This window comes from Pseudomonas sp. RU47 (assembly GCF_004011755.1).
Lineage (GTDB): Bacteria > Pseudomonadota > Gammaproteobacteria > Pseudomonadales > Pseudomonadaceae > Aquipseudomonas.
The window spans coordinates 5,040,126-5,056,161 of record NZ_CP022411.1; the positions used below are offsets into that span (position 1 = coordinate 5,040,126).

The window sequence follows — 16,036 nt, forward strand, 5'->3', positions numbered from 1 at the left end:
CGATCATCGGGTCAGGCGAGATTTTCGTCGGTGGTCGGGACGATCAGAATGCCCGCGCGCAAGCCGTTCTTGACCTTCGGATTGGGGAAGATGATCCGCGCGCCCTGCTCTTCGATGATCCAGCGGGTATTGGCCAGATCTTCGGCCAGCACGTAACCCACGTCCAACTCTGAAAAGTTTTCGATGTCCTGCGGCAGGTTCAAGCGGAACGCATCACTGTGCTTGATGATTTCCCGGGCGACACTGAACAGCTGCAAACCGTCCAGCCCCTGCTCCGCCATTTCCGGCTCAGTGCCTTCAATGATCTGCTTCAAGCGAGTTTCCAGCAGCGAGACGTTAACCCCGTCGTTCTGCCCGAACGGCCGCGCCTTGCCCAGTTCCAGCGTGAAAGCCTCGGCACCGAGCTTGTCGTAGGTGTACGAGCTGAACACGATCGACGGTTTGTTCTGCAACAGCACCGCTTCCATGCCCGCAGCGCGCAGGCGCGCCAGCTCAAGACGCGAATGCTGGCGACCTTCCTTCCACGGATACAAGGCAAACTGCTCGATCTTCGAACCGCGAATAGCGGTGTGCAGGTCGTAATGCAGACGCTGGCGATCCGGCTTGCTGAAAAAGCTTGCCGCCAAACGCTCCAGCTCACAGGCACGCAGTGCTTCGCTGCCACTGCTTTGTTCATGACGGCCGTTGAACAGCCGATTGACGTCCTGCTCGACGAAACGCTCGCCTTTGCGAATCGCTTCCGGGTTGCCAAACAGGAACAGAATGCGTGCGCGCGGCTTCAGATCGCCGCGTGCGATGTCGTGCAGCAGCCGATCAAGCAACTCGATCGGCGCTGTTTCGTTGCCGTGGATGCCTGCAGACAGCAGCAGGTCCAGGCCATTGTCGCGCGCTTCCGGTGGCCGGACTTCCAGCGCACCTTCGCTCAACCAGCGCATACGCACGCCTTCGACAGTCAGTTGAGTCTTCTCCGCCGGTTCGCGGCCGGCGAGGGTCAGTTCAAGCAGTTTGCCGAGGGCGAGCATAGAACGGTTTCCTTAGTGGTCGTGGTTGCAATCCGGGCCGTGCACGTGGTCTTCGTCGTCGCCGACGTCAGCCGGTTCCATTTCCAGTTGCAGACTTACCAGATTAGTCGCCAATGGGCGCAGCAGCAGGTTGGCGTACTCGGCGTCACCTTCTTCAACGTCCACGCCGATCAGCAGTTGGCCACGGCCGTCCTGCTGGATCCACAGCTCTTTGCCTTGCCACATGACCGCAACGCGGGTGCAGGAAGTCTCCAGTTGCGTGCCGTCGGTGTCTTCAAGGATCAGCTGCAGGGAATCGCTCATGTTTTTACTCTCTTGGGGGAGACAAGCCGCGCGCCGCGTTCAGGCGACGCGCCGGCCATCAATTGATCTGGAATGGATAAACCGCGCCCAGTTTAAGGATTTGCGTCAGTTCATCCAGTGCCGTCCGGCATTCAAGCAGCAATTGCGGATCCGCCAGATCGGTTTCGCTCAGGCGGTCGCGGTAGTGCTTTTCAACCCATGCGGTCAACGAACCGTACAACGGTGGCGTCATGATAACCCCTGGGTTGACGGCTGCCAGTTCGGTTTCGTTTAGCGCGACGCGCAGTCGCAGGCACGCCGGGCCACCGCCGTTCTGCATGCTTTGCTTGAGGTCGAAGACTTTTACTTCGCGGATCAGACCGCCGGAGCTGGTCAGGCTTTGCAGGTAAGCCCAGACGCGCTCGTTGGCCTGGCACTCTTGCGGCACGATCAGCAACATCGAGCCATCAGGACGCGAGAGCAATTGGCTGTTGAACAGGTACGAGCGCACCGCGTCATCCACGGTCACCGCCGAACGCGGCACGCACACGGACTGGAAGTTGCCGCCGACCTTGGCCAGTTTGCTTTGCAGTTCGGCCAGCATCTGATCGGTCTCGAGGAAGGCGTCCTCGTGATAGAACAGCACCTCGCCATTACCCACTGCGATCACATCGTTGTGGAACACGCCCTGATCGATCACGTTCGGGTTCTGCTGGGCGTAAACCACGCCTTCGTCACGCAGACCGTGCAGACGCGCTACCGCTTGCGACGCTTCGAGGGTCTGCCGCGCCGGGTACTTTTGCGGCGCCGGGAAACGGTTGTCAAAGGCACTGCGACCGAACACGAAGAACTCGACGCCCGCCTCGCCATACTCACGGCAGAAACGCGTGTGGTTGGCCGCGCCTTCGTCGCCGAACTGCGCCACCGCAGGCAGCGCGGCGTGATGGGCGAAGTGCTGCTGATTGGCGAACATCGCACCGAGCACGCGGCTGGTGGTCGGGTGCTCGATGCTGCGGTGGTATTTGCAGTTGAGGTTGGCGGCGGTGAAATGCACGCGGCCATCAGCGGTGTCGGCACTCGGGCTGACCGTGGCGGCGTTGGCCACCCACATGCTCGACGCCGAGCAACTGGCGACCAGCAGCGGCATGGCTTCTTTGGCGGCGCGCTCGATGACCTGAGCATCGGTGCCGCTGAAACCCAGACGGCGCAGAGCGGCCACGTCCGGACGTTCCTGTGGCGCCAGCACACCTTGCTGAAAGCCCATCTCCATCAGCGCTTTCATCTTCGCCAGGCCTTGCAGCGCCGCTTCCTTCGGGTTCGAGGATTGCTGGCTGTTGCTCTGGGACGCAACGTTGCCGTAGGACAGACCACCGTAGTTATGGGTCGGCCCCACTAGACCGTCAAAATTGACTTCATAGGATTTCATCAGCGAGGCTCCACGAGAATCTGTTGTTATAGGCATCAGTAACTATTCTTTTAGACCGAGGCGCGGCCTTCGCGAGCAGGCTCGCTCCCACAGGATTTATGTTGGACACAACATGTGTGAACACCACTGAACCTGTGGGAGCGAGCTTGCTCGCGAATGAGCATCACGCCATCTTCACGCCAGGCGTCAGGGCGGCAGGCAACACCAGGCTCGGCGTTTCCAGCGACGCTACCGGGTACGCGCAGTAATCCGCCGCGTAATAAGCGCTGGCGCGATGGTTACCCGAGGCACCCACACCGCCGAACGGCGCGCTGCTCGCAGCACCGGTCAGCTGTTTATTCCAGTTGACGATCCCGGCGCGGCTTTCCAGCCAGAACTGCTGATAACGCGCTTCGGAATCGGACAACAAACCAGCGGCCAAACCATAAGCGGTGTCATTGGCTTCAGCGATCGCCGCTTCGAAATCGACGTAGCGAATCACTTGCAGCAACGGGCCGAACAGTTCTTCGTCCGGACGCTCGGCAACCGCCGTCACATCCACAATGCCCGGCGTCAACAACGCGGCTTGCGCCTGCGGCTGAGTCATCGCCAGCAGCGACACCGCGCCATTGGCCAACAGATGTGCTTGCGCGTCCATCAGCGCTTTCGCTGCGCCGAGGGAAATCACCGAGCCCATGAACGGCGCCGGTTGCTGATCGAAGGCGCCGACCTCAATAGTCTTGCTGACCTCAACCAGTCGCTGCAACAGACTATCGCCCCACGCGCCTTGCGGCACCAGCAGACGGCGTGCACAGGTGCAACGCTGACCGGCAGAGATGAACGCCGACTGAATGATCGTGTAAACCGCCGCATCCAGATCCGCGACCTGATCGACCACCAGAGGGTTGTTGCCGCCCATTTCCAACGCGAGAATCTTGTCCGGACGCCCGGCGAATTGCTGGTGCAGATGATTGCCGGTGCGGCTGGAACCGGTGAAGAACAGACCGTCGATGCCCGGGTTCGCCGCCAGTGCGATGCCGGTTTCGCGAGCGCCTTGCAGCAGGTTCAAAACACCCGCTGGCAGACCGGCTTCGATCCAGCACTTGACCGTCAGCTCGGCGACTTTCGGGGTCAGCTCGCTTGGCTTGAACAGCACGCTGTTACCGGCCAACAGCGCCGGAACAATGTGGCCGTTTGGCAGGTGACCGGGGAAGTTGTAAGGGCCGAACACCGCGACCACGCCGTGCGGTTTGTGGCGCAAAACGGCGGTGGCGTCGCCCAGCGGGCCGCTCTTCTCGCCGGTACGCTCGCGGTAACTCTGCACCGAGATGGCAATCTTGTTGACCATGCTGGTCACTTCGGTCGCGGCTTCCCACAGCGGCTTGCCGGTCTCTTCACCGATGGTGCGGGCCAGTTCGTCAGCGTGGTTTTTCAGCGACGCGGCGAAAGCCTCAAGCACAGTGATGCGCTCTTCCAGCGTGCGACGCGCCCAGCCCGGAAAGGCCTGACGTGCAGCCTGCACGGCCGATTCAACCTGAGCTGCCGTGGCGCCCTCCCCCGACCACAGCACTTGCTGGGTCACCGGGTTCAGCGATTGAAAGGCCTCGCCCTGACCGGCCAGCCACTCACCTGCGATGTATAGCGAATTCATTATTTCGACTCCCGTGCAGCGGACAACGCCACGGCGCGCACTTGATCGCCAGCGTTGAGTTGAAGACGTTTGGCGGTCTGCGGATCGACCACCAGCGTGCCGGCAGCGAGACGCGCCGGCGCAGCGGTGATGCGGCAGTCTTCGCGCTTGCGGTTATGGATGATGAACGGCGTGGCGTCGTCGCCCGGAGTACCGACGGCGAGCACCAGCGCTTCGCTGTCACGCACTGCGCGGATCTTGCCGGTTTCGCATTCGATGGCCGGGCCTGCGTCGAAGATGTCGACGTAACCCTGATAGCTGAAACCTTCGCCCTTGAGCATCGCCAAGGCCGGCTCGGTGTCCGGGTGAACCTGGCCGATTACGCTACGCGCGCCTTCGGACAGGAAGCAGGTGTACAGCGGGAATTTCGGCATCAGTTCAGCGATGAACGCCTTGTTGCCGACACCGGTGAGGTAATCGGCCTGGCTGAATTCCATTTTGAAGAAGTGCCGACCCAGACTTTCCCAGAACGGCGAACGGCCGGCGTCATCGGAGACACCGCGCATCTCGGCGATGATCTTGTTGCCGAACAATTCCGGGAATTCAGCGATGAACAGCATCCGCGCCTTCGACAGCATGCGACCGTTCAGACCGTTGCGGTAATCGGCGTGCAGGAACAGCGAGCACAGCTCGGAATTACCGGTCAGGTCGTTGGCCAGAAACAGCGTCGGAATCTCGCGATAGATGTTCAGCTCTTGCGAAGCGCTGACAGTGAGGCCGACACGGAAGTTGTACCAAGGCTCACGCATGCCGACAGCACCAGCAATGGCGGAAATCCCCACCACGCGACCGTCGTCGTCTTCGAGCACGAACAGGTAGTCCGCATCGCCACGGCCGGCTTCACCGCGAAAGGTCTTCTCGGCCCAGCCGACCCGGTGGGCCAGACGTTCTTCGTTGGCCGGCAAAGTGGTCAGGCCGGTGCCGGTGCTGCGGGCCAGGTCGATCAGAGCGGCTAAATCGCTGCTGCGTACGGGACGAACAATCATGCTATCTCCTCAAACGGGCCGCTTTCGCCACCCGTGAAACTCGCTAAGGCGTTAAACCGCCACCAGGCGCACGCTGGCACCTTCACCGACGCCCAGGGCTTCGGCCGCTTCCAGATCCAGAGTCACCGGTTTGCCCGGCGCGTAATCCAGTTCCAGCAGCACCGCGCGGTAATCCTGCAACTGCGCGTTGGCCACCAGATACTGGCGCCCGGCACCTTTCACCGGCTCGCCGATCTTCACCGGCACCACGCGGCTCTGGGCGATCGAACGAATCCCCGAAACGCGCGCATGCAGGGTCGGGCCACCGTCGAAAATGTCGATGTAGTGATCAGTCTCGAAGCCTTCGCGCATCAGGATGTCGAAGGTGATCTGCGCACGTGGATGCACCTGGCCCATCGCCTCTTGGGCGGAATCCGGCAGCAGCGGCACGTAGATCGGATAATGCGGCATCAGCTCGGCGAGGAATGTACGGCTTTTCAGCCCGCACAGACGCTCGGCTTCGGCGTAGTTGAGGTCAAAGAAGTTGCGCCCGATTGCATCCCAGAATGGCGAGTCGCCGTTCTCGTCGCTGTAACCGACGATCTCGGTGACCACCGAATCAGCGAAACGCTCCGGGTGGCTGGCAACGAACAACAGACGGCCACGGGAGTTGAGCTCGGACCACGGCGAACCGACCAGCTCGCGCTGCACGTAGAAACTGGTCAGCAAGCTGTTGCCGGTCAGGTCATGGCACTGCGAAAGCACGTGGATCTTGTTGTGGATCTTCAGCTCGCGCGAAGCGTGGACGAAGGTCTCGTTGCGGAAGCTGTAGAACGGCTCCGAATAACCGGCCGAGGCGACAATCGCCGAGCAACCGACCAGTTTGCCGGTGGTGGAGTCTTCGAGGACGAAGAAATAGCTCTCTTCACCGTTGAAGCTCACTTCGGCGGCGAACGAGGCTTCGCTCGCAGCGATCTTGTCGCTCAGACGTTCCACGTCATCCGGCAAGGAAGTGACACCAATCGGGCTGTCCGCAGCCAGACGCTGTACCTCGCCCAGATCAGCCATTTGCGCAGGGCGCATCACCAGCATGGTGTCACTCCTTTCTCTTATCAATTCACAGAAAAAATAACCGGGCCTACATGGAGATCAATGTAGGAGTGAGCCTGCTCGCGATTGCGGTCTGTCAGAAACCAATGAGTCGACTGACATACCGCAATCGCGAGCAGGCTCACTCCTACAGTTGATCTGGTCCGGCATAAAATTTTGATCGACGCCTGAAAAACTCCAGGCGCCGAAAGGTCTATCAGGCTTGCGTCAGTGCTGCAGCCGCGCGTTCAAAGCGATCCAGACCGGCATCGATATCAGCGTCTTCCACCACCAGGCTCGGGGCGAAACGGATCACGTCCGGGCCGGCCTGCAGAATCATCAGGCCTTCTTTTTCAGCGGCGTTGAAGATGTCTTTGGCTTTGCCTTTCCAGGCATCGCTGAGCACGCAACCGATCAGCAGACCGAGGCCACGTACCTGTGTGAACAGGCCGTATTTCTCGCCGATCTGCTCAAGGCGCGCCTTGAACTTGTCGTGCTTGGCGTTCACACCGTTCAGCACTTCCGGGGTATTGATCACGTCGATCACCGCTTCAGCGACCGCGCACGCCAGCGGGTTGCCGCCGTAGGTGGTGCCGTGAGTGCCGACAACCAGATGTTTGGCCAGCGCTTCGGTGGTCAGCATCGCCGCGATCGGGAAACCGCCGCCCAGGCTCTTGGCGCTGGTGAGGATGTCCGGGGTCACGCCGTAATGCTGGTAGGCGAACAACTTGCCGCTGCGGCCCATGCCGGTCTGCACTTCGTCGAACACCAGCAGCGCGTTGTTCGCGTCGCACAGTTCGCGGGCACCTTGCAGGTAAGCCAGTTCGGCCGGCAGTACGCCGCCTTCGCCCTGGATCGGTTCCAGCACGACCGCACAGGTCTTGTCGGAAACCGCTGCCTTCAATGCTGCAAGGTCGTTGTAAGGGACGTGGGTGATGCCGGTGATTTTCGGGCCGAAACCGTCGGAGTACTTCGACTGGCCACCGACGTTGACGGTGAACAAAGTACGGCCGTGGAAGCTGTTCAGCGCGGCGATGATTTCGTACTTCTCAGTGCCGAAACGGTCGAACGCCACACGACGGGCCAGCTTGAACGCGGCCTCGTTGGCTTCGGCGCCGGAGTTGCAGAAGAACACGCGCTCGGCGAACGTGGCGTCGATCAGCTTGTGCGCCAGGCGCAGGGCCGGTTCGTTGGTGAACACGTTGGACACGTGCCACAGCTTGTTCGCTTGCTCGGTCAGTGCACCGACCAGCGCCGGGTGCGCGTGGCCCAATACGTTAACGGCAATCCCGCCGGCGAAGTCGATCAGCTCGCGGCCGGCCTGATCCCAGACACGGGAACCGGCGCCACGCACCGGAATAAAAGCGGCAGGCGCGTAGTTGGGAACCATTACCTGGTCGAAATCGGCGCGTTGTACCGCAGCGTGCTCAACGGACATCGGAGTCTCCTGATGAGGGCCACCCGCCTGAAACTGGCGAGCGATGGGGGGATTGTAAGGACAGTTTTCTGCCCGGCCTTGTCGCCAAGCGACAACTTCTTATAGCGCAAACCCCGGATTTTCACGGGTTTACGGCAATGCGACAAATAGCGTCGCAAAGGCGCAGTTTAACTGGCCCTGCCGATTTGCGGCAGGCTGCAGAGAATAGCAACTCAACCTCGCAGCAAAGCTATAAATATGTACCGCACCTCGATCGCCATTTGCTGATTTGCTGAGCATTCCTTTCAACGCCCAAGGAATGGCCAATGAACTTGCCCGAAGGACAACAACCGGCATCCCCGCCCGACACCAACGATGCCCAACACCCTGACGATCATTACTTGCCGCTGAAGAACGCCATCCCCGATTGGCTGGGCAGTGCCTCAGTCGCTCGCCGCGAGGCACTCAAGCGTATTTCGCCGCAACGCTCGTCCCCCGTGCAATCTGCGCCCGCCACGCAACACACACAGATGAAAAGCCTCAATGCCGCCCACATGGCCGCTCAAAGTGAGGTCGATAAAAGCCTTGAACACCTGCAAGACGCCAGCGCCTTTGCCGAACCGTTGCTCCAGGCAGAGCTGAAAAAGTGTTTCGATCTGGATCTGGATGTCAGAACCACATTTGTACGCCTGTACATTCCCGCCACCACGCCGTGGTTTCCGATAAGCACAGGCGCGCGCGTCTGGTCCGTCTCACTGCTGGATGCCGCGCTGCATAACTTCGAGGAAAAGGAAAGCTACGCGGCAGCCTTCGAAGCTGCGTCGACCTACACCACCCGCCCCTCCTCCACAGGCCAGTTCGAAGCCCTGCCGTCGATCAAAGCCAAACTGAGCATTTCGGCGTTCGTCCAGTTGTGCCGACGGCTGGATATCGGCGCGCAGTACAAGAAAAAACTCGAAGACACGCTGGGTTTTACCGATTCGACGGTGAAGTCAGCACTGCGAAAGAAAATAGACGCCAGTGCCAAAGCCTCCATGAAAGCCGCTCTGCAATGGGCGCTAATGAACCGGGACATATCGCAAAGCTACTCTCGTCTGGTTGAAGCGATGCTTGACGGGTTGGGCGGCCTCTATGTCAAGGACGCGCCGGTACGCAGCCATGACATAACCCTGCTGGGCGCGTCGCTCACCGGTATTGTCGTGTTTGCCCCGGATCTGTACGTGTCTCGCAGCGCCGCACGGGTGGTGGCCTACGTTCCGGATGATCCCGAGCATCCCTTCAAGGAATATGCCTCAGCGGCCGAAATGGTGGTTGAACTGACACGACAACTGCGTTCGAAGGATTACCAGCAATTCTTCAGCCGATTCGTCAACCACGATCAACGGGGGGCTTTCTTCAGCACGCTGAACAGTCGACTCACGCAGATCAAGTGGCACCCCCACGAGCCAGGCAACGCGCTGCCTACATGGCGTGAAACGCCGGTCGAGCGCCCCGATCTGCAGTCGGGGCTCGAGCCGTTCGCCGACGATCTGTGGCAGCACCTCTACCAGACCCGACTGAACAAGATCCTCAATGACGCTCAGGTCATTGCCGTTCCCACCGCAGCGGTGGACCAGAAGGCACGCTGGGCCTTCTGGGATTCGGTGGTCAACATCATCACCACGATTGCGCAGACCGCCGCACTGGTCGTCGCGCCATTCGTGCCGGTTCTGGGCGAAGCGATGATGGCGTACATGGCCTATCAGTTTCTCGACGAAGCGTTCGAAGGCATCATCGAATGGGCGCAAGGGCGTAAAACCGAAGCGTTCGAACACCTGATGGGCACAGTCGAGTCGCTGGTCCAGCTCGGCACTTTCGCCGTTGGTGGTGCGATTGGCGCTGCCGAGTTTCGCAAGATATTGCCCAAGGAGATTGTCGCGTTCATCGACCGCTTCAAACCTGTGCGACTGGCCAACGAACAAACCCGCTATTGGGACCCGAACCTCGCCCGCTATCAACACACAAGCCTTCCTGATAGCGGCTCAAAGGCCAGTGAGCTTGGCCTGCATCAACATCAGGGCAAGCAACTGCTGCCTCTCGACGACGCACACTTCGCCGTCAACGAAAGCCCGATCCCCGGCCAATACCGTATCGAACACCCGACCCGCGCCGACGCCTATCAACCCGTTGTGCGACACAACGGTGCCGGCACCTGGCACACCGAACTCGAGCAACCACTGGAGTGGGGCGGCGCCACTGCGCTGCAACGCATCGGGCCTTGCGTAGAGTCGTTTTCCCCCGCCGAGCGCGAGACGATTCTGCAAGTCAGCGGCGTCAACGAAGATGCCTTGCGCAAAATGCATGCTGATCAGCAAACCTTGCCGCCACTTCTGGCCGACAGCATCCAGCGCTTCAAGATCGATCAGGAACTGCAACGGCTGAGCGACCAACTCGATAGCAGCGATGCGCAAGAATACCTGCGCGTCGACCCCGTGACGCAGCTGCAACTGTTGACGGACCATGGTCGCTGGCCACGCAGCCAGCGCCTGCGTTTCATCGATCAACAGGGCGAGCTGATCTGGCAGTCCTCCGCTGACGAAACCCTGCCACTGACCGAGTTTCACCAAGAGCCCGACGGCGATGTGCTGAAGACACTGCTTGGCGCCCTGGACGAGCAGCAAACCAAAAACCTGCTCGCAGAACCCTTCAGCGGGCCAACGCATTCCGTGCAAGTGCGCAGCCAAACGCTGCGCAAGCAATTGGCCCAGCTCAGCAGACGCCACCGCACCACGCTGTTCGAATCGCGTTATCAGGCACTGCAGCGCATTGACGATCCACTGGCACAACAACTGGGTCGACATCAGCCCGGCTTGCCGGCCAGCGTCACCCGCGAACTGCTCGACACGGCCACCGGCGGTGAACTGCGTCAGATCAATGATGGGCAACTGCCGGCGCGCCAGCAGGAGCTCATGCAACTGGCCAGCCAGGAAGTGCGCGTCACCCGGGCGTACGAAGGCCTGCAATTGAAAGCCACCAACAACCCCGATTCCGACTCCCTGGCGTTGCACAGCCTCAAGCTATTGCCTGGCTGGAGCGGCGATGTGCGTATCGAGATCCGCGACGCACGTTACGAAGGGGCGGTGCTCGACAGCATCGGACGCGACGCTGCCCCCGCACACAAAGTGCTGGTTCGTCAGCGCGACGGCCGCTATCAACCTTACGACGATCGCGGTCAGGAACTGCATTCGGCCACTGACTTCTACTCCAGCCTGTTGTACGCATTACCGGACGGTGAACGCCAAAACCTGAACCTGCAGATCGGCCAGGCTGATGCGCTGAAAGCGGCGATCCGCGAGCGCACACTGGAGCGCAATGAGCTGCGTACCGTGCTGTTCGATGCACCGATTCGCCAGCCTGGCGTGGACACACTGCGACTGGCCGGCTTCGCCGATCAACGGCCGACACTGCCACGGAGCCGTGACGATGCCGGCTTTTTTGAAGCCGGCGAACTCGGTGTGATCGGCATAGAGAATCAGGACAATCTGGTCACGGCAGGCCAACGAATCATCCGTCCCGAGGAGCGTGTACAGGCACTCTATCGAGGCTTCTCCAACGAAGAAGCGCGAAATTTCGTCGCCGCCTTTCAGAATGATACTGCGGCACTGAACGCGGATCTGGCCCGGCGCCACATCGAGTACAGCAAGCTCAGTGATGACCTGCGCCGATGGGAAATCGACGTACCCGCCAACCATCCGCAAAACGGTCAGCCGCTGACCTACATCGAGCGTCGGGAAGCCCTGCAGAATCGCGCCTTGCTCAGGGATGCACTGCTACGTTGCTGGCGCCGGCAAACCCGCGGCCCCGCCGGAAACATGCTGCAGATTGCGCAACCGATACTGGGCGAGTTGCCCGCACTGGAAGCGGATTTCAGTCACGTCGCCATGCTGTCGATCAATGGCAGCGTGCAAACCGGAGCAGTGGACGCGTTCCTGCAAAGTTTCCCGTCGCTGCTGTACCTGGATGCGCAAAACCTCAACCTGCCGAGCCTGCCCCAGGCTTTCACGGCCATGCCGCAATTGCGTCAGTTGATCTTGCGCAACTGCGGCATCAGCCACTCGACGGCCAACCAGGCAGTGCTTGCATCATTGTCCAACCTTTCATTGCTGGATCTGCGTGGCAATGCACTGGGGACACCTCCCGACGTCAGCGCAATTCCGACGCTGCGCTACCTCAATCTATCAAACACGGGTATCGAAACCGTGCCGGCCAATCTGCTTGATCACCCGCAATTGATCACCGGCAGTTTCGATGGCAACCGGATCACGGAAATACCGGATGCCTTTTTCGACCTGGCCAGCTCCCTCAGTGACGGTTACGGTTTTGCCGACAACCCGCTGTCGGCCGCCACGCGGGAGAAAGTAAAAACATTCTATAACCACACGGGCAAGCAGTTCGGGGTACGCCAGGAGCCTGCGGATGTCTTGCGCACCACCACGTTGTTTCCTGAACTGAATGCCGACCAGGCCAGTGAGGTCCTGTACCGGCTCCCCGGCACCTGGGTTGAAGGCCGGGCCCAGCTCGCTCGCTGGGAAACCGAGCTCACCACACTGCAGACCGAACTCAGCGAATGGGTCACTCAAATACCTGCGCTCGACCCTGTGTTCAAACGGCCATTGACGCTGGAAGAACAGCTACTGGAACGCAATGCCAGAGACGCGTTCCGGCAGAGACTTGAACGGTTCTGGCGTTCCAGATCGACGACCGCCAGAGACAGCGAGCTGAGCGCAACACTGGAGTTCATTGGCGATCTGCCGGTGCTCAGCACCAACTTCGACCACGTCACCCGACTGACACTGGTGGGTAATAAAAACATCACTGCCACCCTGCCATTTATCCAGCGCTTTGATCATCTGACCACGCTGGAACTGCACGCCTTCGACCTCGAACCGATCGCGCTTGCACAGATCAGGATGCCTTACCTCAGCACACTGGAGCTCAACGATTGCGGCGTGGTGCTGACCCCGGAAAACCAGGCAACCCTGCTTTCACTCAACCACCTGCGTACGCTGGATTTGAGCAACAACCCCTTGGGCACCTTCCCCGACCTCAACCTCCTCCCGGAGCTGACTTATCTCGATCTGTCCAACTGCGGCATCAATGCAGTGCCCGACGGGGTGGCCAGCCATCTGAATCTGCGTACCGCGATTTTCAGCGATAACCGCATTAGCGAAATACCCGATGCAGTGTTTGAGCATTCCGCCGATCAGAGTGACGGCTTCGATTTTTCCGGCAATCCCCTGTCGCTCGCCACACGCAACAAGGTCAAAAGCTATTACCGACGCATGGGCCACGACTTCAACGTACGAGCCGACGATGCTGATATTGCCCTGATGCGCCAACTGTTCCCGTCCCTGGACGAACAAGCGGCCAGCGACGTGATCTACGATTTGCCCGGCACCCTGGCCGACAGCCGCAATCAACTGGTCGCGTGGCGGGCCGAACTCAATCAGTTGAAATCCGACCTGACCTTGTGGGCGCCACAGGTTCCGAGTGTTCACCCCGTCACAGGGCAGATCCTTACGGCGATCGAGCTGTTCGACCAGTACGCAGCCCGATCCGAGTTCGGCCAACAGCTGGAACGGTTCTGGCGCCACAGGTCAGTCGAGTCAGGCATGCGCGCGGACTATTTCGAATCCGACCTGCGATTCTTCGGTTACTTTCCCCGACTGACAGTCGATTTCACTCACGTCTCAGGCTTGAAGCTCAAAGGCAACGCCGCCATTGGTGCGCCGGAAGGGTTCTTCAATTTGTTCCTCAACACCCGTGAACTGGACCTGCAACAGTTTCCCCTGGGCGAAATCCCCCAGGCAGTGGCTCAACTGCCAGCGCTGACAGAACTGTCGCTGAGGGACTGCGGCGTGACGCTCACCCCGGCTGACGAGCATCTGCTCGCTACGTTGAGTGACCTTGAGCTTCTCGACCTGAGCAATAACCCGCTGGCGGTGATACCCGACCTTGAGCCCCTGCCGGCCCTGCGTGACATTCTGTTGTCCAATAGCGGTATCACGGCAGTGCCCAATGGCGTTGCCAATCACCCGAGCCTGAAAAACGCCTTGTTCAACGACAACCGCATCACCGATCTGCCCGAAGCGTTTTTCAACCTCGACCTGGATCTGGCCGACGGCCTCAACCTGACCAACAACCCACTGTCTCTGGCAGCCCGCGAGCGTATCAAAACCTACTACGTCGAACATGGGCGCAACTTTGACGTTATGCCGGACGCCAGCGATCTGGACTGCGCGCAAAGACTGTACCCGTGGATGGACAAGGACGATGCCAGCCACATGATCTACCACCTGCCGGGCACACTGCAGGCTGGCACTGCACAACTGCTGCGCTGGGAAGTGGAGATCAGTCAGATGATCAGCGATTTGAGTGCGTGGTCCGAACGCGCACTGACCCGTAACCCCGCGACCGGCGAGTATTGGGGCGCATCTGAACGAGCCACAGAACTGTTCAAGAAGAGACAGTTCAGTCAGCAACTGGAAGGATTCTGGCGCAGCAGGAACGTCGACAAGACAGAGCTGAGGCTGAACGCGCTTGATATCGAGGCACCTTTTGCCGATGACTTGCCAGCGCTGACGGCCGACTTCAGCCACGTTGCCCGCCTGTCCATCCAGGGCAGTAACGCCTTGAATGCCCCGGACGCCTTCCTCACCTGCTTCAGCGGATTGCAAACGCTGGAACTGCGCAATTTCGCGCTGGGTCGACTCCCTCGTGCACTGACACTTATGCCGAGCCTCGAAACGCTGACTCTGAGCAGTTGCGGGGTTGTATTCGACGCGGCGGGGCAAGCCACGCTGACCGCAATCAGCCGACTGAAGCGCCTGGACCTCTACAACAACCCTTTGGCTACAACGCCGGACGTCAGCTCGTTGCTGGCGTTGACGGAGCTGGAACTCAGCCGGACCGGCATCACCGAGGTGCCTGCCGGTGTCGGCCAATTGCCTCAACTGCGCGGCGTCTTTCTCAACGAAAACGCCATTGTTGAGCTGCCACAAGACATGAGCGGGTTTGCCGCAAACGGCGTCGTCCTGAGGGCCAATCCGCTATCCGCTGGCGCTCGAGAACGGATAAAAACCTATTACCAGTCCAGCTATCAGAACCTTGGGGTGGCGCCTGACCAAGCGGACATCGAGCTGACTCAGAGCCTGTATCCCGGCATCAGCGAAACGGATGCCGGTCATCTGATCTATGGTCTGCCGGGGACACTGGTCGAAGGACGGACTGAATTGCTGCGTCGCCAGAGCGACCTCGCCACGCTACATGACCAACTCGATGTGTGGGCGAAGGAGGTTCCACGCGATCCGGTGACCGGGGTGAGGCTTGCGGACGAAGTGTTACGCCAGGAAATTACCCGGCGCACGGATTTCATGAAGCAACTGGAACAACGCTTGCGCCTGGCGCCGACGCGCATGGCCCCCATAGACGTCACACTCGAAATATCGTTTACCGGCGAGCTGCCAGCCTTAAGCGGTCGCTTCGAACAGGTCAGCAAACTGAAACTGACCAGCACAGCCCAGGTACACCCACGGGTTGAGCGTCTGCTTGAGTTGTTTCCAAACCTGAGCGAACTGGCCATCAGCGACTATCAGCTCAACGAAATTCCCCTGCCGGTGTTGCGCATGAACAACCTTACAAGCCTGACACTGCGCCGTTGCCGTATCGCTCTGACGGAGCAAGGCGCGAATGCGCTGGCCGCCATGACCAACCTTCGCGTCCTGGATTTGAAGCACAACCCGCTGGGGCGTGCGCCGGATCTGAAAAACCTGCAGGCGTGTCATTCACTGCATCTAAGCGACACCGGACTGACTGAACTGCCCACCGGCCTTTTTGATCTGCCGCAGTTGACGTACGCAGATCTTTCCGCAAACGCCATTACCGAACTGCCCGTCCCACTGCCCTTTTCCGCAGAGGGCAGAGCAGTCACCTATGACTTCAGTAACAATCCATTAAGCCCGCAAAGCCAGCAAAGTCTGACAACCTACAACGCGGCCAATGAATTGCGACTGCTCAAGGAGCGAGAAGCGCGGACCCGATTCCACCAGGAACTCGACGACTTTGAGGGTTCAAGCTTTTCCGATGGCGAAGAACAACCCTAAGCACAGTGAGCACTGGCGAGCGTTG

At 60.1% G+C, this 16,036-nt stretch carries 8 protein-coding genes; 1 reads left to right on the top strand and 7 read right to left on the bottom strand.

What is annotated here, in order from left to right:
* Nucleotides 1-11 precede the first annotated feature (11 nt).
* The 7 genes from astE to CCX46_RS23035 all read right to left on the bottom strand — a co-directional run bounded on the left by astE (nucleotide 12) and on the right by CCX46_RS23035 (nucleotide 7,891).
* Nucleotides 12-1,022, bottom strand: a complete 1,011-nt coding sequence (gene astE / locus CCX46_RS23005) for a succinylglutamate desuccinylase (RefSeq protein ID WP_127929429.1) — start codon at nucleotides 1,020-1,022, stop codon at nucleotides 12-14.
* 12 nt (nucleotides 1,023-1,034) lie between these two features.
* Nucleotides 1,035-1,325, bottom strand: coding sequence for a hypothetical protein (locus CCX46_RS23010; protein ID WP_007919345.1), 291 nt, complete (start codon nucleotides 1,323-1,325; stop codon nucleotides 1,035-1,037).
* A gap of 58 nt (nucleotides 1,326-1,383) precedes the next feature.
* Nucleotides 1,384-2,730, bottom strand: a complete 1,347-nt coding sequence (astB, locus tag CCX46_RS23015) for an N-succinylarginine dihydrolase (protein WP_095048119.1) — start codon at nucleotides 2,728-2,730, stop codon at nucleotides 1,384-1,386.
* 163 nt (nucleotides 2,731-2,893) lie between these two features.
* Nucleotides 2,894-4,363 carry a succinylglutamate-semialdehyde dehydrogenase gene (gene astD, locus CCX46_RS23020; RefSeq protein WP_177413916.1) on the bottom strand — a complete coding sequence of 490 codons (1,470 nt, stop codon included), beginning with the start codon at nucleotides 4,361-4,363 and terminating at the stop codon, nucleotides 2,894-2,896.
* Nucleotides 4,360-5,385: an arginine N-succinyltransferase gene (astA, locus tag CCX46_RS23025; RefSeq protein ID WP_127929431.1), complete on the bottom strand. Its 1,026-nt coding sequence runs from the start codon at nucleotides 5,383-5,385 to the stop codon at nucleotides 4,360-4,362. Before astA ends, astD begins: the two co-directional genes overlap by 4 nt.
* 51 nt (nucleotides 5,386-5,436) lie before the next feature.
* Entirely contained in the window at nucleotides 5,437-6,456 is a 1,020-nt protein-coding gene (gene aruF / locus CCX46_RS23030; protein WP_007919353.1) for an arginine/ornithine succinyltransferase subunit alpha, read from the bottom strand.
* Between the two features lie 214 nt (nucleotides 6,457-6,670).
* Nucleotides 6,671-7,891: an aspartate aminotransferase family protein gene (locus CCX46_RS23035; RefSeq protein ID WP_008077923.1), complete on the bottom strand. Its 1,221-nt coding sequence runs from the start codon at nucleotides 7,889-7,891 to the stop codon at nucleotides 6,671-6,673.
* 305 nt (nucleotides 7,892-8,196) lie between these two features.
* Here CCX46_RS23035 and CCX46_RS23040 point away from each other — a divergent pair, with 305 nt between their 5' ends.
* Complete coding sequence (locus CCX46_RS23040) at nucleotides 8,197-16,011, top strand: dermonecrotic toxin domain-containing protein (RefSeq protein WP_127929432.1); 7,815 nt, start codon at nucleotides 8,197-8,199, stop codon at nucleotides 16,009-16,011.
* The last annotated feature ends 25 nt before the right edge of the window (nucleotides 16,012-16,036 follow it).

Bases quoted from the DNA above. Each gene is read 5' to 3' on its own strand.
- astE (WP_127929429.1), bottom strand. From the start codon at position 1,022: ATGCTCGCCCTCGGCAAACTGCTTGAACTGACCCTCGCCGGCCGCGAA.
- CCX46_RS23010 (WP_007919345.1), bottom strand. From the start codon at position 1,325: ATGAGCGATTCCCTGCAGCTGATCCTTGAAGACACCGACGGCACGCAA.
- astB (WP_095048119.1), bottom strand. From the start codon at position 2,730: ATGAAATCCTATGAAGTCAATTTTGACGGTCTAGTGGGGCCGACCCAT.
- astA (WP_127929431.1), bottom strand. From the start codon at position 5,385: ATGATTGTTCGTCCCGTACGCAGCAGCGATTTAGCCGCTCTGATCGAC.
- aruF (WP_007919353.1), bottom strand. From the start codon at position 6,456: ATGCTGGTGATGCGCCCTGCGCAAATGGCTGATCTGGGCGAGGTACAG.
- CCX46_RS23035 (WP_008077923.1), bottom strand. From the start codon at position 7,891: ATGTCCGTTGAGCACGCTGCGGTACAACGCGCCGATTTCGACCAGGTA.
- CCX46_RS23040 (WP_127929432.1), top strand. From the start codon at position 8,197: ATGAACTTGCCCGAAGGACAACAACCGGCATCCCCGCCCGACACCAAC.